The 17,786-nt window shown below is 39.5% G+C and carries 15 protein-coding genes and 4 pseudogenes; 14 read left to right on the forward strand and 5 right to left on the reverse strand.

Features of this window, described 5'->3' with window-relative positions:
• Positions 1-50 precede the first annotated feature (50 nt).
• Positions 51-506 (reverse strand): zinc ribbon domain-containing protein, encoded by a 456-nt coding sequence (locus ANA7108_RS0125800; protein WP_016953725.1) that lies wholly within the window; start codon positions 504-506, stop codon positions 51-53.
• A gap of 77 nt (positions 507-583) precedes the next feature.
• Here ANA7108_RS0125800 and ANA7108_RS27990 point away from each other — a divergent pair.
• The 4 genes and pseudogenes from ANA7108_RS27990 to ANA7108_RS27995 all read left to right on the forward strand — a co-directional run bounded on the left by ANA7108_RS27990 (position 584) and on the right by ANA7108_RS27995 (position 3,460).
• Positions 584-1,492: pseudogene (locus ANA7108_RS27990) on the forward strand (tyrosine-type recombinase/integrase).
• Positions 1,493-1,858: 366 nt separating this feature from the next.
• Complete coding sequence (locus ANA7108_RS0125810) at positions 1,859-2,242, forward strand: DUF4158 domain-containing protein (protein ID WP_016953728.1); 384 nt, start codon at positions 1,859-1,861, stop codon at positions 2,240-2,242.
• A gap of 127 nt (positions 2,243-2,369) precedes the next feature.
• Positions 2,370-3,026, forward strand: coding sequence for a transposase (locus ANA7108_RS0125815; RefSeq protein WP_016953729.1), 657 nt, complete (start codon positions 2,370-2,372; stop codon positions 3,024-3,026).
• A gap of 158 nt (positions 3,027-3,184) precedes the next feature.
• Positions 3,185-3,460: a hypothetical protein gene (locus ANA7108_RS27995; protein ID WP_016953730.1), complete on the forward strand. Its 276-nt coding sequence runs from the start codon at positions 3,185-3,187 to the stop codon at positions 3,458-3,460.
• 180 nt (positions 3,461-3,640) lie between these two features.
• On the opposite strand, the gene ANA7108_RS0125825 is transcribed toward ANA7108_RS27995, so the two are convergent.
• A complete protein-coding gene (locus ANA7108_RS0125825; protein ID WP_016953731.1) occupies positions 3,641-4,393 on the reverse strand; it encodes a hypothetical protein in 753 nt (250 codons plus the stop codon).
• A gap of 60 nt (positions 4,394-4,453) precedes the next feature.
• Positions 4,454-5,473, reverse strand: coding sequence for a tyrosine-type recombinase/integrase (locus ANA7108_RS0125830; protein ID WP_016953732.1), 1,020 nt, complete (start codon positions 5,471-5,473; stop codon positions 4,454-4,456).
• Between the two features lie 1,000 nt (positions 5,474-6,473).
• Here ANA7108_RS0125830 and ANA7108_RS0125835 point away from each other — a divergent pair.
• A pseudogene (locus ANA7108_RS0125835) lies at positions 6,474-6,719 on the forward strand (IS4 family transposase); the annotation flags it as partial.
• A 47-nt stretch (positions 6,720-6,766) separates the two neighbouring features.
• Here ANA7108_RS0125835 and topA read toward each other — a convergent pair.
• Positions 6,767-8,942 (reverse strand): annotated as a pseudogene (gene topA / locus ANA7108_RS28000) (type I DNA topoisomerase).
• A gap of 155 nt (positions 8,943-9,097) precedes the next feature.
• On the opposite strand from topA, the pseudogene ANA7108_RS0125845 reads away from it, so the two are divergent.
• From ANA7108_RS0125845 to ANA7108_RS0125855, 3 genes and pseudogenes are all read left to right on the forward strand, one after another.
• Positions 9,098-9,526: pseudogene (locus tag ANA7108_RS0125845) on the forward strand (ATP-dependent RecD-like DNA helicase); the annotation flags it as partial.
• A gap of 102 nt (positions 9,527-9,628) precedes the next feature.
• The gene (locus ANA7108_RS0125850; protein ID WP_016951334.1) at positions 9,629-10,936 is read left to right on the forward strand and encodes an NF041680 family putative transposase; all 1,308 of its coding nucleotides are present in this window, start codon (positions 9,629-9,631) and stop codon (positions 10,934-10,936) included.
• A gap of 161 nt (positions 10,937-11,097) precedes the next feature.
• Positions 11,098-11,445 carry a hypothetical protein gene (locus ANA7108_RS0125855; protein ID WP_016953735.1) on the forward strand — a complete coding sequence of 116 codons (348 nt, stop codon included), beginning with the start codon at positions 11,098-11,100 and terminating at the stop codon, positions 11,443-11,445.
• Positions 11,446-11,537: 92 nt separating this feature from the next.
• Here ANA7108_RS0125855 and ANA7108_RS28005 read toward each other — a convergent pair whose 3' ends face one another.
• Entirely contained in the window at positions 11,538-11,981 is a 444-nt protein-coding gene (locus ANA7108_RS28005; protein WP_016953736.1) for a hypothetical protein, read from the reverse strand.
• Between ANA7108_RS28005 and ANA7108_RS30640 the strand changes: the two genes are divergently transcribed.
• The 6 genes from ANA7108_RS30640 (at position 11,956) to ANA7108_RS0125890 (ending at position 17,331) form a co-directional block, all read left to right on the forward strand.
• Positions 11,956-12,207, forward strand: a complete 252-nt coding sequence (locus tag ANA7108_RS30640) for a hypothetical protein (RefSeq protein ID WP_016953737.1) — start codon at positions 11,956-11,958, stop codon at positions 12,205-12,207. The two genes, ANA7108_RS28005 and ANA7108_RS30640, sit on opposite strands and share 26 nt — an antisense overlap.
• A 21-nt stretch (positions 12,208-12,228) precedes the next feature.
• Positions 12,229-12,495 (forward strand): type II toxin-antitoxin system ParD family antitoxin, encoded by a 267-nt coding sequence (locus ANA7108_RS0125870; protein WP_016953738.1) that lies wholly within the window; start codon positions 12,229-12,231, stop codon positions 12,493-12,495.
• On the forward strand, positions 12,492-12,797 hold the full coding sequence (locus ANA7108_RS0125875; RefSeq protein WP_016953739.1) for a type II toxin-antitoxin system RelE/ParE family toxin: 306 nt from the start codon (positions 12,492-12,494) through the stop codon (positions 12,795-12,797). The genes ANA7108_RS0125870 and ANA7108_RS0125875 overlap by 4 nt, the downstream gene beginning before the upstream one ends.
• Positions 12,798-13,054: 257 nt before the next feature.
• Positions 13,055-13,660 carry a hypothetical protein gene (locus ANA7108_RS0125880; protein ID WP_016953740.1) on the forward strand — a complete coding sequence of 202 codons (606 nt, stop codon included), beginning with the start codon at positions 13,055-13,057 and terminating at the stop codon, positions 13,658-13,660.
• 311 nt (positions 13,661-13,971) lie between these two features.
• Entirely contained in the window at positions 13,972-14,310 is a 339-nt protein-coding gene (locus tag ANA7108_RS0125885; protein ID WP_016953741.1) for a hypothetical protein, read from the forward strand.
• Between the two features lie 153 nt (positions 14,311-14,463).
• Complete coding sequence (locus tag ANA7108_RS0125890; RefSeq protein ID WP_026104461.1) at positions 14,464-17,331, forward strand: hypothetical protein; 2,868 nt, start codon at positions 14,464-14,466, stop codon at positions 17,329-17,331.
• The last annotated feature ends 455 nt before the right edge of the window (positions 17,332-17,786 follow it).

The following is a 17,786-nucleotide window of genomic DNA, read 5'->3' on the forward strand; positions in this document are numbered from 1 at the left end:
TGTAAAAACCTGCAAGATAGTCTGGAAACGCTTACTGTGTCTAGCTTTCATCAATTTCCACCCCCATCCTTATAAGGTTTTCCACACAGAGGACAAAACTTATACCTCAACGACACCACCAACTCACCACAATTAGTACAACTAGACCGTAATTGCGTACCGCATAGATAACAAAACCTAGCCCGAACATTCCCCCACATTGAATCCACAGCACCACCAGGATTCCAACATTGGGGGCAAAACTTAATTGCTGCCATTGCCTGGGAAGCTTCCCCCCTGACAACAGCTTGCAAATACTCAACAGGCACAGACAAAGCTAAAGCAAGTCCGCCAAGAGTTTTATGGCTGAGTTTCCTTGTCAATCCCCGTTCAATTTTCCCCACAGAACGAGAATGAACACCAGCCGCATTCGCCACCTCAAACTGAGTTAAATTGAGTTCCTTTCTCATCCGCAAAACATAGTCGGACAGAGATTCTCCTGGTTTGGGAATTTTAAAAGTATCCATAAAACGCTGCCAATATTTCTCCCTAAAAGATATATAATTCAGGAATAAATAACCTTGCTAAAAACACACAAATTTCCGTGAAGCAAGCTGTCACATTAGCCACCGTTGCCGTCAAATTTTTAGAACGGACTGGACTAGCACCCAGTACCATAAAAACCTATGAACTAACCCTCTTAAACTTCCTAGCAGAGTATGGAAGTTGGCCAATCGAAATTATCAGTAAGCAAACATTAATAGAGTATCTAGATAGCCTTTCCCATTTAAAATACACAACCCACCACAAGCATCAAGCAATACTGCAAAGTCTATTTAACTTCGCCGTCCAACAAGAGTATATAAAAATCAACCCAATTCAGGGATTAAAATAGCGTCTCCCACAACGAGAAAAAGGCGAACATAAAAGCGATACTCCCATAAGATATCTAACATCAGACCAGCTAAATATCCTCTACCAAGTAACAAAAAATGACCTGCGACTGTCAGCAATAATTCATCTATTGCATCGCACAGGATGCAGAATAGGAGAGCTTTTAGCCCTGAATATATCAGACCTAGATATCAAAAATCAGAAATTTCAGGTATTGGGAAAAGGCAACAAACAACGATGGTGCTTTTATAGCGATGATGCTGCCCAATCACTAAATAAATATTTCCAACACACACGACATCAAAACATCAACGCACTGTTCACAGCACAACATCCAGTTACCCTCAAAGTCAGTAGAATTAGCTATCATACCTTGCATGATTATTGGCGAGAAATTACCAGCACAAATCCCGAATTAAATGGTGTACGCATCCATGATTTACGCCATACTTATGCTACAGAACGAGTTGGATTAATCAGCATAGAAGAATTACGCTCACTCATGGGACATGAAAGCATTCAAACCACATTACGTTACCAGAAAGTTACCTCCCAAAAAGCCGAATTAGCCGCCCGTCATGCCTTAAATATGCTGATTAATCCAGAACCACAAAGCTGAACTGAATCACCCGAATACCAGAAATGTTGACAACCTTTTTAACCAGAAAAACAGCATTTTGATTGGCATTGTCAATTTTTACCCAAAAGAATATAAAATACTCTTTGGTAAAGGAGTGAGGGATAAAACCTTTTTGGGTAATCTTAGTATTATATAAGACTCGTATTTGATTTATAAACGGGTTTTCAGATCAAAGCCTTGTTGAATATGGATTTGGGTGCGGTTTTTGTGTGTTCAGCAGTAAAACCCTTTTGATGCAAGGCTTGTGGATTAAAATCTATACCTTGTTCAACTGTATACCACGATAAGTAACAGTATATTTTCAAAATTTCCTCCGATTTTTTATATATTTTATATATTACTTGAATGACATCAATTGACCGTACCGCTTACCCCAAATTTAAACAATTTCCTGACCCCAAAGAACTGGCAGAACTTTATACTCCCACACCCACAGAAATCAAGTTTGTCAAGTCTAAAACCAAGAATCATGAAGGATTACTACGGTTAATGGTTCTGTTCAAATCCTTTCAACGTCTGGGATATTTCCCTCATCCTGAACAGATCCCAATTGCGGTAATTAAACATCTCCGGTCGTGTTTAAAATTACAAGACTCAGTAAAAGCAATACCCTCCGAACGCCAGCGTCACACCTATAAAAATATTATTCGGGAGTATTTAGGGGTCAAACAATATGATAAAACCGGTCAAAGATTAATAGCCACAATAGTTGCAGACGCTGCCAAATAAATTGTTCTCTGTAACTCATGACGCAAAAAGTTTGAAGTAGGAAGTTGGGAGAAATTACATCATTATACACCTCCTGCCCCCTGCCTCCTGCCTCCTGCCTTGAACGCAGAATTTTCACAAAATCGCGTTGCTCCCTATCCGTAACTGGAAGGATTTAACTTTTGTGCGTCCTGGTACAGATGTTAACTATCAGCATATTGAGCCACTATTTAAGGGTGTTGTCAATTGGAGTTTAATTCAGACTCATTGGTATGACATGATGCGAGTGGTGCTGTCAATTAAGGCTGGTAAGGTGATGCCTTCGACGCTGTTACGTAAGTTGGGTAGTTATAGTCGGAAAAATCGTCTTTATCAGGCTTTTCAAGAGTTGGGTAAGGTGGTGCGGACTATGTTTCTGCTGGATTATATTTCTAATGTTACGTTGAGACGGGAAATTACGGCGGTAACAAATGTTGTGGAGATGTACAATGGTTTTCTGGATTGGGTGTTTTTTGGTAAGCAAGGGGTGATTACTGAGAATGATCCCATTGAGCAGGAAAAGCGGTTGAAGTATTTGGATTTGGTTGCCAGTGCGGTGATTTTGCAGAATACTGTGGATATGTCGTTGGCGATTCAAACGTTGATGTCACAGGGTGAGGTGATTCCTAAGCGATACCTTGCTGCTTTGAGTCCTTATATTACAAGGCATATCAAAAGATACGGTGATTATGTGGTGAATTTACATAATATTCCTCAACCTTTGGAGGCGGCGATTAATCTCCCACCTGAAATCTTTGAAATGTAGACACAGTAGGCGTTTTCAGACCATCTTGCAGGTTTTTACACGTATCTCGGCTCAATACCAAGAGGAAAAGATAATGAGTGGAGTTTTTCAGATTTTAGAAAAGGTGAGAACTAAGCCAGGAATGTATATTGGTCGTCATAAAGGTGAGCGATTTATTTATGTTTTTGGTGGGGTATGAATGCGCCCGTAGTGAGTTAGGAATTGAAACCACTCAGGAGGATGATGATTTTTATGGTGAGTTTCAGCCTTGGTTACAGCAGAAGTTGGGGATAACAACCGTCAGTTCTTGGGCGAAGATGATTATGGTTTATTGTCAAGATGAAAAGGCAGGGTTTGAATATTTTTATAATTTACTAGATGAGTTTAAACAGGGAGATAAAAGTTTAGATAAAAATGGAGTTAAGGAAATATCTGAAACTGTCGGAAGTAGATAATATCAATTCTGACCCCACATTTAGGGAGAGAAATAATGAGCCTTTCAATTGAGCGATAGCTACGCTCACCGTATCCCTTCCGGGACCGCAGGAAAGGTATCGCTCAATTAATGCGGACCCAGGACAGATGACTGAGATCAGTTTTGTGCAGTTTATAGAACAGCCCCAAATTAATTGCATTTACCAAAAATCATCTTCAATAGGGGCTGAACCAATCATAAAATCAAAATTACCTTCACCCTTGCTTTTCTTCAATGTTTCCATAATTTTTGTGGGGTTATCGTGGGGACCATTAACATAGAATGGTTTCCCGTCACGACCACATTCAATACGTATCATCCCATCCCATTCTCCAATGTGCGCTCGTGATTTTTCAAAGTCTTTGTGTGGTTGAAATCCTAAGCTTTGAGCGTATTCGCAAGCACTAAATATCATCCCTTGGGCAACTTCAAGGGGAACCTCTTGTGGTTTTCCGGGAAACAGATTGAATAATCCTTCTACAACTTCTTTAAACTTTATCCTGTCTACTGTACGTGGTGGCATGGCATCTTTAACACCCAAGCACCATATATCTAAAAGGTAACTACAAAGCGTGATTTGATTGTATCGAGCTTCCCTGGTAATCACTACCAATCCTAAACCGCTATCAATATCGTTCTTGTTTTTTATAGGTATGATGTTTGTCAGTATATTTTCGATGCTGTTTTCCGGTGGGATTTTCGGTAACAATTGAATAAGACTCTCGCTTGCTAAACACTGATATATGGGGTCTAATTCTCCGGAAGCTAATCTATCTAATGTGGTTTGCTCGGCTTGATTTTGAATCGCTGCATTGACTTCTGATACTTTGATACCTAGTTTTCGAGCTATTTGTTTGGGTGTTAAATTCAATGTCCTTAAATTCAGGATTTCTTGTTGTTGTGTTGCTGTCATAAATTACTACCTTCTACAAAGCTGCGCTATCATATTTTCTGCCTGTACTTATTCTCATCATCACTCCTGATTATTTAACATTCCCGTCAACAATTCCGACATTTCCCATAAATCTTTATTGCGGTTATCATCATAAATCATCAACGTTCTCGGGTCAGCATGACGGCTCAACTTCTGCACCTTTCTAATATTCCCATCAGTCGCATCAAGCGCCGCCGTAATCGCCGAATGCCTCACCCTATGCGGTGACATAGGTTTCTTCACCCCCACCGCCTTAAAACTCGCCGACACAATTTTATAGATCCCATCCGCCGTCAATCTATGCCCAGAATTATGAAAATCCAACGCCGTAAAAATCGGTAAATTCTCCTGCACATCCCCCCGCGCTATCAACCACTGGGCAATGGCAATGCCCACATCCTTAGACATATCCAAATACTCTTCATTCGTTCCCTGACCCTTGCCTAAAATCCGCAACTTGCGACCATAAAAATCAAAATCACCCACATTTAACTGACATATTTCCTGGCGACGCAACGCTAAACCCCAAAGCACCATAAAAATTGCATAATTGCGCTTACCAATCAACGTTTCTCTATCAAACTGCTGAATCACCTTGGCTATCGTCTTAGTATCAACACCCCGCGTATCCCGATAAGCCTTTACCTTTTCCCCCTCCACATCTTCCAGGGAATAATTACACACCCCCAACTTCCGCCCCATCTTCGCCAAGGACTTAATCGCCGCCAACCGCCGATTAATCGTCGCCTCCCGCACCCCAGATTTAATCAACATCGCCTTATATTTCAGCACCACCATCACCGCTTGCTCCCGCTGCAAGTGCAGAAACTCCAGCACACTATCAGTAGATGGCAACAAGCCCGTCATCTTCGTAAAAAAATCCCGAATATCCTTCTCATACGCCCTTTTTGTATTGGGATTGCGCTTATCTGCCAACAACTGCGCCAACACATCCGGGTCTTGGTCTAACTGCGCGTCAAAATACCGAGATATCTTGGCATCCAAACACGCTTCTAACTGAGGAACGATAATTTCTCCCACCCGTGGTTGATTAGACATTTTTCCTCACTGGTTCGTTCGTGATAATGTATCTTTCCAATAACGTCTATCATAAAACAACAAGTATGGGCATGAATCAAAATATTCCCGAATTAACTAAATACTCCTTGCGGAAGTTGTCAGGTATGATTTGTCCATGCTATGTCTGTATTTGCCTGTTTTGATATCGAAGTTGATATCAGTTTTTTAGTACATCAATACTAAAGAATTACCCAAAGCGAAGCAATCGCTTTCTTATCCGGAGGGGTGATCACAGAAAAGGGAAGCAGCTTTAGATGCGTTTGTCCTGATGTCCAGTTTTGTCAAGACGGGAGTCAAACCCTACTACCAGGGGCTAAATGAGCAGCCATGCAGAAAGTTACGATAAGGACTTGATGACCCGTTAGTAACATCCTGACAAGCATGGATAAAACTGTACCATTTGAACGCCTCTAGTTTTTGTAGCCTGAAATCGGGGTAAAGACAAGATACGCGCAAAATTTATCACGATATTAAGAAATATAAAGAACCTTAACAAATACCCCTGAATTTCGGCTATTCATTAGTTATTTTTTCATTTATCCCCTCTTTTGTAAAAATAACGTTACAGTTAGTGGTAATTGAAGCGATACCTGCGGTGAGCGAAGCTATCGCCAAAGTCACAGCCCTTCAAATTAACTTGACCGAAAAGGGAAGTGGGTGGGTCAAGGAAAAAAGCTTCAAACCCTATCATTTCATTAGATTCAATCTCAAATATTGCCTAAAATGAACCCAACTAGGCAATGTTTGAAAGACATAAATACATGACTACTTTACAAAACTTTACGTCGTGCTAAATTTTGCGCGTATCTCGTCTTTACCCCAAATCCTTATGACTACGTTGTCAAATGCTGTATCAAATAAACTTTGGATTAATTGGTACGTTGAGAATTACCAAAAATATTGATTGACAGAATGCTTATCCAGTAAGAGTTACAGCCTTAGCGTAACTTTCTGTTCGATTGCTCATTTACCCTCTTTAGCTACTATCCACGGTCAACGCATGAAACAATTAGGTATTGAGACTTATGCTGGACGTATTCAACAACATCAGGACAAGTACCCATGCCAGAGTGATTTTAGTTTTGCTCTCTACGGACAACTATGGATCTATGGCATGGAATTATGGGCTGATTTAGCTCTGAACTTAATCGCTCTCAAGCCTCATAAACGCCTCTTTTTTCAACGCGGCTTTCAGGCTCTATCCCTTATGAAACAAGCTGTTTAACTACCTTGTCACCCGTTGAAGTCAAAATTACTTGCTATGTAAAACAATCACTCAATTTTTAAATTCCCAAATTTAGGACTCCACCATCCTTTAGCCGTATGAAAATAAGCCACATCCTTATGTTTCTTATCCTTCCAAGACTCCTGACCAGAACACCGCAGCATAGTTTTACTCTGTCCATCCTTAATATAGCTGTATTCCTCCAAAGGTTTCTTACATACCGGACAGGGATATGAAGTAATTTTTGCAGAAGGCTTGGGAGCATTTTCATCTTGGGATATTTTACTTTTCGGTGCTTCCCACTTTTTGTTAAAATCGCTCCAAAACAAAATAATGTTTTCACACCCACTCACACATTTGAGAAAGTATTTCTTTTTAACTTTGCTGCTAGGAATTTTAGCTAAAAAGTTTTTACAATCAGGACAACGAGTTTTAGAAGTTTCATATTTGCGCTCAACCAAGCTATTCGTTTTAGTTGTAGCTGATGAATTAACAACCACAGTTTTAGCTTTGGAAAGCGCAGGTACAAAATAATTTTGATTCCAACTAGTCAAATAATGTTGCCAAGAGTTTTTTCCTTCAGAGATTGCATCTAGTGCATCCTCCATTTTGGCAGTAAATTCCGCTTCTAATAAATCTGGTAAAGCCTTTTTTAAAAACTCATCAACTTCCAAACCCAAAGCTGTAGGTTGAAGATTATCTTTTTTCAACTCCACATAATTGCGTTTCTTTAAAGTAGCAACTGTAGGGGCGTAGGTACTAGGACGACCAATTCCTTTACGTTCCATCAGTTGTACCAGTTTTGGTTCACTGTACCTTGGTGGTGGTTGGGTTTGTTTTTGGTCATGTCCGGCATTTTCTAAGGTGAGTGCCTGTCCCTGTTGCAATAAAGGTAAAACCGCATCTTTGCTAAGATTCGTCCAATATTTTGCATAACCGTAAAATTCAATTACTTGCCCTCTAGCTTGCCATAAAATATTTCCTGATTTCGTAATTACCAGAGTTTTACGAAGTTGAGCAGGACGACATTGAGAAGCCACTGCTCTTTTCCAAATCATCACATACAGGTTAAACTCATCGGTAGGGAGTTCTTCACGCAATTGAACTGAAGGACGAAAGACATCTGTGGGACGAATAGCTTCATGTGCTTCCTGAGCCGTTTTACTACTGCGATGTTTGGCTACTTGCTGGGGGACATTCTGGGGGTCATTTTGTTCCAACCATTTACGCGCACTAGCACAAAACTCAGGACTTAACATTACTGAATCTGTTCGCATATATGTAATTAACCCTGCCTCATATAGCTTTTGGGCTACCTGCATGGTTTTGTCGGGGGCAAATTTCAACTTTGAACCAGCTGCTTGTTGGAGGGTGGAGGTGGTAAATGGTGGAGGGGGTTGACGATAAACTAGTTTCCCTTTTCCCTTCTACATGAATAATTTGATGAGGATAACGCTTTGCTTCCTCAACTAATCTTGTGGCTTCTGCTTCTGAGAGAACGCGCTTAGATTCGGGTTTTTCTGGGTTATTACCAGCTGCATCATCATGAGTTTCCGTTTCTGGTTCTGGTGTGTCTGTGGGAGTATTGGCTGTACCTTTGTAAAAAGCCCGAAATCCTTCTTTGTAATCTACCCAGACACTCCAGTAATCTTGGGGAACAAAAACTTGAATTTCTCTTTCTCGTTGACAAATTAGGTGTAATGTGGCGCTTTGAACTCTACCTACACTTTTTGCACCGTTATTTAATGCCCAAACTAGGGGACTACCTTTGTAACCTACCAGCTTGTCTAGGCAATCTCGACATAATCCTGCACCTATTAGGTTGGTGTCAAGTTTTCTAGGATGTGCGATCGCATTCTGAACCGCTGATGCTGTAATCTCTGTGTAAACTACTCGCTTTGGTTCTCTCAAACCTAAGATTTCTTTGAGATGCCAAGCAATGGTTTCTCCTTCCCGGTCTGGGTCTGTTGCTAAGACGACTTCATCAACTTGTCTGACAGCGGCTTTTAGTTGTTGAATGGTTTCTTTTGCACGTTGGTCACGGGGTACATAATTGCAGTGGATACTATTGCCTTCCATTGTGAATCCTAGTGAATCATCCCCCTCATTGCTGAGTTCGCGGATATGTCCACAACTAGCGCGAACAATCCAATCTGCACCGAGAATTTGACTCAGTTTTTTGACTTTACCGGGTGATTCGACGACTAGGAGGCGTTTGGGCATAGCACCTGTTTTCTAAATGCTCTATATTGAGTGATTTGTCACAGTAAGCAATTCCATAGTACATTTTAGTAGATATGTACTACGATTTTACTTTTATTTATTGCTTTTGACTTACAACTTTCTGATGACTGCAATTGGCATCAATTTAGCGCATAATGTCCACTGTACCAAACCCTGCTCCCCAACAAATTAATGCTTCTGTTCCCCAAGAAACAATTACTGGGGTAGTAGAACGACTCACTTTTTACTCAGAGGAGTCTGGGTATACTGTAGCAAGGTTAACTCGCTCCAAATCTCAAGATTTAACAACTATTGTCGGCAGCTTTGCCAATATTCAGCCAGGACAAACACTACAACTAACGGGTTTCTGGCGGGAACATCCCCAATATGGGCCACAATTTCAAGTAATCAATTATAAAGAAACTAAACCAGCTACACTTACAGGTATCGAAAAATATTTGGGCAGTGGATTAATCAAAGGTGTGGGTCCAATCACAGCAAAACGGATTGTTGCCCATTTTGGAACGGAAACACTAGAAATCATTGAAAATCAAATTGACCGCTTAATTGAAGTTACTGGAGTTTAGACTAAATCGGTCATGTTCAAGAAAAAAGGGAGTCTGATTGAATACAGTCCCCCTTTTGGCGGAAGCTAAGAGAAGAATCACCTACTCTTACTCGCCAATATGAAACGTACCTCCTTAGAAGAATTCCGTCAAGCAGCCTACCAACATTTAGGCAAAGCGAAAGACGCTACCTTTGAATTGACAGATGCGATATTACTGACTCGAAATGTTTATTGCCTAGCAGAGTTGTCCTTATCACCAGTATTTAGACGCAAGTGGCCAAGCATCTATGAAGCATTACAAGATAGCAGACCACAGCGACAGAAATTGATGCAGCTATATATCAAACAGATACCAACTGTGGAGCGACCTCTATTGGCAGGAGATCATACGAACTGGTCACGACCAGATGCAGTCAAACTCAAAGAAAGAACTTATCAACATAGTGGCACATCCATCGCCGGAAATAAACCAATAACTGTAGGACAGGGATATAGCACAATAGCCTGGATACCAGAAAAAGAGGGGAGTTGGGCATTACCTTTAAGACATGAACGAATCACAAGTTCTGAAAGTCCTATTTCAAAAGCAGTTTGGCAACTCAAACAGGTATGTAAATATTTACCTGTCAGACCAATTTCTGTTTGGGATAGTGAGTATGGTTGTGCGCCTTTTGTCTTAAAAACTGCGAACATTCCCGCAGATATTCTCGTTCGGTTGCGTTCAAACTTGTGTTTATGGGGTGAACCAGGAGCTTATTCTGGGAAGGGGCGACCCAAGAAGCATGGTGATAAATTTAAACTCAATGAACCAACAACATGGACTGAGGCGACATCTGTATTAGAAATAAATGACCCAAAATTAGGACTTGTGCGTCTGAGATTGTGGAAAGATTTACATTTCCGTAAAGCTGCCACAAGCCCAATGTTAATTATCAGAGTTGAACGTCTGGACGCGCAAGGTAACATGAGAGTGTCTAAACCTTTGTGGTTGGCTTGGGTAGGAGAAGAAATGCCACCCCTAGAGGAAGTTTGGTGTCTTTACTTGCGTCGCTTTACCATTGACCATTGGTATCGCTTTTTAAAGCAACGTTTACATTGGACAGTTCCAAACTTTGGTACACCTAAGCAATGTGAAAGGTGGAGTGACCTGATGCCGTTGATGACTTGGGAATTGTGGTTAGCTCGTGATATTGTTACCGATAATCCTCTCCCTTGGCAAAAATCTCAGGGTAATTTGACCCCTGGAAGGGTTGCTCAATCTATGGGTGGAGTTTTTGCGGCCATTGGTACTCCCACTTCTGCACCCAAACCTCGCGGAAAGTCTTCTGGTTGGGAACCAGGAAAACAGCGTCACCGTAAAAACCGCTGCCCCATTGTTAAAAAAACAGTATCACGACCACCTAAAGAACCTTCTGTTGCTGTTTAATACTCAAGGTTATTCATACTTTTCCTAAGTCTCTGATTAACTCAGCCCTGCTGGGTCATTTTTCATGGCTTAGTCTAAACTCCAGTTAATAACCCAAGTTGCTAATCATCTAGTTAAGGCTGGTAATTGGTAATTGGTGATAAAATCTCAGTCTTAATCCTATGAATGACTGGACTGTAGAACAAATTGCGTTTCGGTGCTATCGCCTTTCTGTACGTCTTGAACAATTGGCACAGAACTTTCTGCAAATGGCATCTCTCAGTTTGGATGGGGTTAATGAGGAAGCGGTACTTGGGATTGTTAGAGAAAGTAAAGTATTTTTAGAACTGACAGCGATTGATTTAGATGTGGACAGTGCGTTTGAACTGGCTCAAATACAACGTCAATTGTCTCGATGGCATACCCATTGGTTGGAGACTTGGGCAAGTGATTCTAGTCGTCTCCAAATTTCAACCTTGTCTCAAACCTGGGCAAATCGAATTAGGGAGATGGCAGGAGTTCTAGTTTAAAGCTTGCTGCATGGTTTTTCGCAGTTGATCATTAGCAGCTAATGTGTATTGAGAGGTTGGTTTGTACTTTGAAGCCAACCTGCTAAATATAGCTAATTGTTAAATCTTGCTAACAATTCCTCGCGGGATAAATCATTTAATTGAAGTAATAATTTGCTATATTCCTCCGTTTGTGAATTTAGCAGATTATCAATAATTCTGGATAATTCATCATCTAAATTTCCAAATTTTGCCCTCAACAAATTTTCCAAAACTAAACGCTGTCCTTGCTGTACACCTTCTTGTACAGCCTCAGCCCTTGCTTTTTGATAAGCCTCTGTTAACATCATAATTAACTCCTGGTCATCTTCTGTTAATATTTCCTGAGTTTGCACACTCACACGCCAACTAAAAACCAGTTCTAGAATATTGTGCCGCAACGGGTTTTCCGGTGGTAGTGCAACCAATTCTTTCACCGCTTCTTGTTGAACCTTCCCTCTTCCTAACAACCTACATAAAAGCGTTTCATCAGTGACAGGTAACTGGTTAATTGCCACTATCGCCGTTTTGAAAGCATCAGGCAGAAAAAATACCCCTGGTAGCCAATTATCTAAATCTAGTTTAGCTCCAAAACTCTCCAGTAAACCAGTAGAAGCAGAAGGAGCGAAAACCCATAAACTTGGTAAATTACCCTCTGGTAAAGAAGTATTTTCCCGTTTGGCTACTAATGCCTTAAGAATAATTAAATTTTTTGAATTATATTACAATAGTTATTATGTATAGCCAACTTAATCAAAATTTACTATGAGCATTAGTCTCACACCTAAGCAAGAACGCTTTATTGAAACAAAGCTGCAAACTGGGAAATACCATTCTGTAGAAGAAGTTCTAGAAATCGCTCTCAAGTTGCTAGATGAGTATGATCGTTCTGAGACAGAATGGGTTGAGGAAGTGCGTGAAAAAATTGATGCTGCTATTGCAATTTCAGAACACACAGCACCTATTGACGGTGAAACATTTGTAAATCAAATTTTAGATCGTTTTCAGCAACAGCGACAGGGACAAAAATGAATCGTTACGTTATTAATATTCTCGCTAGTCGTGATCTGAGCGAAATTGCTGAATACTTTTCACAAAATAACCTAGAAGCAGGTGAAAAATTTTTCCAGGAATTTAACCGTAAATGTCAACAATTAATTTCCTTTCCAAATAGTGGTAAAAGCTACTCAGAAATACATGCTGATTTGCGAGGATTACTCCTTGAAGGCTATATAATTTTTTATAGAGTCTTAGATGTGGATGATGGAATTGAAATTTTGCGGGTAGTAAGTGGTCGTCGTAATCTTCCCTCTGTTTTTGATGATTCTCAATAGAATAAATAGGATAAATTTTACCAGACCGTGAGCTACACTAACGCATTTCTGATGTAGAGTGCATAATTCAGCAACGCTAAATTTATTATATCAATTGATAGATGTTGTCATAAATTTTATACCAATGTTTTAGAAATAAGTGTTGAAAAAAAGTAGACACAATCTTATATCTGCAATTACGAAATTTGATAGCTGACTCAGAGAAGCAGGATAGTAGAAAATGATGCTTATTCGTAAGTAATTATAAAGATTGAGACATGAGAATACACAATAGTCCTGATTGCAGTAATTACCAAATTCCCAAGCAACAGGCAATTGAAGTTTATCCAATAGCATCCCAACGTCGCCCAGTTGATAAAAAAAGTTCAATTTTCTTATTGGTAGCAGCAGCAACAGCATTAGTGCTGGCAAATACATCCATTAATCACCTGCTGATGTCTGTTTTAATCTTGCTGACTGCCATCATCGCAGCATTTCCCAAATTAGCAAATAAATTGCTGACCAAATTTGAAAAATTGCAACGCCGTTGGGGGATCAACTTTTATGCCATTTTAGTTGGCATTATCTGTATAATTTTAACTTTTGATTTCACCACAACATCAGCTAATGCCCAATTTTTTAATGGCGCACAAACATGGATGACAGGAGCTTTTGCAGGTATTCCTGCCACTGCTGTTACACTATTTTTTAATGTTCTAAGAGCATTGTTTTTGTTGTATCTTGGTATTTCACTGGTGAGAATTGTCAATGCTGCCAGAAATGATGAAGATTGGCAGAATTTAGCGAGAACTCCTTTAATCATCAGTGTTACTATTGTAGTTGGGGATATTCTCACTGGTTTGATTACTGGTAATGCGGCTTAAATAGCTCAGAGAAAGAGGGGTTGAACTCTTTCTTAAAGAGTAGCTTTTAGAGATTTACAGCAGATTTCAGATAAGTGAGGTACAGAATCTAAGTTAAAAGCCAGACAATAAGACAGTTTTAATTTTGACTCCTGATCCTTGAATTTTTCTGCATAACGAGCGCTCGTTTCTCAACAACTTCTATCACTCTTGGATAAATTAACTATTTTTCGACAATACAACGGACAAAATTTCAGCTTTTCTCTCAGTCTGATAATAGCAGTTTAGGTTAAATTTACATCTTCAAAAACCTCAGATAACTAATAGAGATAATGAAGCGCAAAGAATTTAGAACAGTCAATCGAATTTTGGGGGAACAGCCGAGAATTGGACCATTTCCAGCAGATCAAGTTTTTCCTTGGACAGCTATTGCACTGATTACATACTTAATCTGCAAACAAAGTCTTCAAGCTTCTTGGTTAGTGACTGGATTAGTTATCGCTTGGGGGTGGGGAACTTGGTGGACTCTTACCAGTAATAAAACCTGGTTATCAAAGTTTCTCACAGTACCCAGAGTTACTAGAGGATATAAACGCTTTTATTCCCTGATTCAAGAACCAAAAATACTAACATCAACAGCAAAACAGATGGTCGTGCCAAATTCCAAATAGTGCTAACCATAGGTTAGGTAAAAAATCAAAAGTCGTTGCTCCCGATGCGGGGTAAGTTAGAATCTGAAACTATCGAAATTTCGAGGCTTGCATCCTTTTTAAATTGGTCAAAGTCAGAAAAAACTACATTATTTGAGTACCGAAATCATGGCAATGAATTCTTCAGCGAAAGGGAAAATATCTAAAGATAAGGTAGGAAATAAAAATATCTCTGCCCAAGAGATTTCTGTAGCCAAACGCCTGACTCCTTTTGAAGACTTAACCCATATTGCAGCAATCACTAATATCTCCATAGCCGGCAGAAAAGATGTTGGAGCAATTATCCTCAAGCGTAAAGACGATATCCAAATTAAATTCTGCTTTGATTGCCAAGGTATCCACTCCTCACTGCCAGAAAGTCAAATTTTACCAATTTTTGCAGGTATAGAAGCAGGACTGAAAGAAATACCTTATGGTGAAACTTTAACCTTTCATCTGGGTTCATTTACCGATGACCATAACCGTCAACAGGAACTAAAAGCATTAGAAGAAAATTGTCGCAGTAATGAACTGATGCTATTAATTCGGTCAGAAAGGTTACGAATTAGAGATTTAACAAATCAAGGCAGTCGCAAAAACAAATTTTTGAGAATTTACTGTACCTACACTGTTGCTGAAAATATTGAAACAGCGGACTTTGTAGAGAAATTCATTCTCCAAGCTAAAGAAAGTTGGCATAAATTTACTGGACAAATTCACGAAGTGCGACATCAACGTATTGAATCAATTCTCAAAAATAGCTTTACATCTGGCTTTCAGCTATGGGAACAAACCCTGAATAATAAAATGGGGTTGAATATCAAACCCTTGGGTTCTCAGGAACTGTGGGGAGTAATTTGGGGACAATTTAATACCAGCAACCCTCCAAATATTCCGCACTTGCTGACTTTGGATGATGATGGATTGCGGGAAGAACAAAACAGCGACTTCCATATCCGTCACTTAATTTTAGAAAGAGAAGCATCAGTTCCTTTTTTGGATAGAGCTTGGGTAAATTTACAAGACCATTATATCGGGGCATTAACATTCACAGAAAAACCAATTGGTTGGGTGGATGAATATGCTCAATTGCGCTATTTGTGGGAACTAATTGCTAGAGATAAGGTTTCTGATACAGAAATCATTTGTCAATTAACAAGAGCTAATGAGGGATTAGCTAAAACAGCACTGCAACGTCTGACTAAGCAATCTATCGTTTCCTCTGCCATGTCTGCTGATAAAAACAGTGTGGATGTAAAAGCCAATTTGAACATGGAAGAAGCGATCGCTGCACAAGAAACCATTTATAAAGGTGCAGTGCCGATTAATACCGCCGTAGTCTTTCTGGTACACCGTCCCTCACGTCAAAAACTAGATGAAGCTTGCCGTTATGTTTCTAGCTGTTTTCTCCGTCCGGCTGTTGTGGTACGAGAAATGGAATATGCCTGGAAAGTATGGTTACAATGTTTACCGATTGTTTGGCAAAACTTGCTAACTAAACCATTTAATCGCCGGTTGCCTTATTTTAGCAGTGAAGTCCCCGGACTAATGCCAGTAATTAAAACTGCAACTGGAGATAAAACAGGGTTTGAATTAATTGCTGATGAAGGTGGTACTCCTATTCATTTAGATTTATACAACCACCACAAGAATTTAGCAGTATTTGGGACAACTCGTGCTGGTAAATCGGTATTAGTAGCTGGTTTACTTACCCCGGCTTTAGCTCAAGATATTCCCGTTGTTGCCCTTGATTATCCCAAGCCAGATGGTAGTAGCACTTTTACTGATTATACTAATTTTATGGGGGAAGATGGGGCATATTTTGATATTAGTCGTGAGACAAATAACCTGTTTGAATTACCAGATTTGAGGGGGTTAGAAGCAGAGTTAAGAAAAGAGCGATTAACAGATTTTAAAGATTTTCTTAAATCTACAATCATCACAATGGTCATAGGTACTAATTCTGTTGGTGTTGATGCTACGATGGTGAGTAATATTGAAAGTATCATCACCTTAGCAATTGAAACTTTCTTTGCCGATGATGACATCAAATTACGCTATAAATTGGCATTAGAAAAAGGTTTAGGGACGGAAGAATGGAATGATACACCGACACTCAATGACTTCTATAACTATTGCTCTCCAGGTTATATTAAACTAGATTCAATTGCTAGTAATAGTGAGGAGCAATTAAAAGCACTAGACCAAATTAGGTTGCGATTAAAATTTTGGCTCAACAGTAGAGTTGGTCAATCTATTAGCAAACCCTCCAGTTTTCGTACTGATGCTAAGTTGTTAGTATTTGCATTGCGTTCTCTTTCTTCTGAGGCAGATGCAGCTATTTTATCATTAAGTGCTTATGCTGCGGCTTTGCGTCGCGCTCTGAGTTCTAAGGCTTCAATTTTCTTTTTAGATGAAGCACCAATATTGTTTCAATTTGAAGCAATTGCGGAATTAATTGGTAGATTATGTGCTAATGGTGCTAAAGCTGGAATTCGTGTAATTTTATCAGCACAAGAGCCAGATACTATCTATCAAAGTAAATCATCTGCCAAAATCTTTGCTAACCTGACAACTCGGCTGATTGGTCGGATTCAAAGTAGTGCGATAGAGTCATTTATCAAATATTTTCAATATCCAACAGATATTATTTCTCGTAATAGTACCGAGTCATTCTTTCCCAAGAAGGAAAGTATTTATTCACAATGGCTATTAGATGATAATGGGAAATTTACATTCTGCCGTTATTATCCTGCTTATTGCCTTTTAGCTGCTGTTGCTAATAATCCCCAAGAACAGGAACTCAGAACATTATATCTCAGGAAATATAAAGATGATCCTATTACGGGAATAGTCAGATTTTCTGAAGTGTACATCAAAATGATTAGAGGTGAAGAACTTACTGAGGAGGCTAATGAAATTTTAGAAGAGGTGAAACTGAAATCAAAACAAATTCATATTTCAGAAACTAAGTCTGATAAACCATTGAAAATAGTGGCATAAAGGAAATTTATACCTCATAAAGAAATGGTATTAGGACTTACGCACAAGTCAATTAGGAACGTATCCCTTCCCTTACGGAAGTCGATAGCTTGCGTGGCGACGCAGGAGCCATAGACATACCACGGAGGCACAGAGGACACGGAGAAATTAGGGTTTAATACCAAATTAATATGAAGATGCATAGAACGAAATATCAAGAATAATTGACCGCAGATAAACGCAGATAAACGCAGATAAAGATGGGTCAATCAATGGATTTCAGGATTTTGTTCAGCCTCACATAAAATTGGTATATAGCCTTTCTTAGGCTAGTGGGTTACATCTCTTTTTATCTCTTTCTGTTCCCTCCCCATGACTTACATCACGCTACGCTATCACTGATAAGTTCTCAAATCAAATAGGATTGCTATAAGTAATCAACTGATTTTTCTGTTTCCTTTTTCAATAAGTGAATT

Origin of the sequence: Anabaena sp. PCC 7108 (assembly GCF_000332135.1) — a bacterium.
GTDB lineage: Bacteria > Cyanobacteriota > Cyanobacteriia > Cyanobacteriales > Nostocaceae > Anabaena.

Excerpts from the sequence above, each read along its gene's own strand:
- ANA7108_RS0125800 (WP_016953725.1), bottom strand. The coding sequence starts at position 506 with ATGGATACTTTTAAAATTCCCAAACCAGGAGAATCTCTGTCCGACTAT.
- ANA7108_RS0125810 (WP_016953728.1), top strand. The coding sequence starts at position 1,859 with ATGACATCAATTGACCGTACCGCTTACCCCAAATTTAAACAATTTCCT.
- ANA7108_RS27995 (WP_016953730.1), top strand. The coding sequence starts at position 3,185 with ATGTTTTTGGTGGGGTATGAATGCGCCCGTAGTGAGTTAGGAATTGAA.
- ANA7108_RS0125825 (WP_016953731.1), bottom strand. The coding sequence starts at position 4,393 with ATGACAGCAACACAACAACAAGAAATCCTGAATTTAAGGACATTGAAT.
- ANA7108_RS0125830 (WP_016953732.1), bottom strand. The coding sequence starts at position 5,473 with ATGTCTAATCAACCACGGGTGGGAGAAATTATCGTTCCTCAGTTAGAA.
- ANA7108_RS0125850 (WP_016951334.1), top strand. The coding sequence starts at position 9,629 with ATGAAACGTACCTCCTTAGAAGAATTCCGTCAAGCAGCCTACCAACAT.
- ANA7108_RS0125855 (WP_016953735.1), top strand. The coding sequence starts at position 11,098 with ATGAATGACTGGACTGTAGAACAAATTGCGTTTCGGTGCTATCGCCTT.
- ANA7108_RS0125870 (WP_016953738.1), top strand. The coding sequence starts at position 12,229 with ATGAGCATTAGTCTCACACCTAAGCAAGAACGCTTTATTGAAACAAAG.
- ANA7108_RS0125875 (WP_016953739.1), top strand. The coding sequence starts at position 12,492 with ATGAATCGTTACGTTATTAATATTCTCGCTAGTCGTGATCTGAGCGAA.
- ANA7108_RS0125880 (WP_016953740.1), top strand. The coding sequence starts at position 13,055 with ATGAGAATACACAATAGTCCTGATTGCAGTAATTACCAAATTCCCAAG.
- ANA7108_RS0125885 (WP_016953741.1), top strand. The coding sequence starts at position 13,972 with ATGAAGCGCAAAGAATTTAGAACAGTCAATCGAATTTTGGGGGAACAG.
- ANA7108_RS0125890 (WP_026104461.1), top strand. The coding sequence starts at position 14,464 with ATGAATTCTTCAGCGAAAGGGAAAATATCTAAAGATAAGGTAGGAAAT.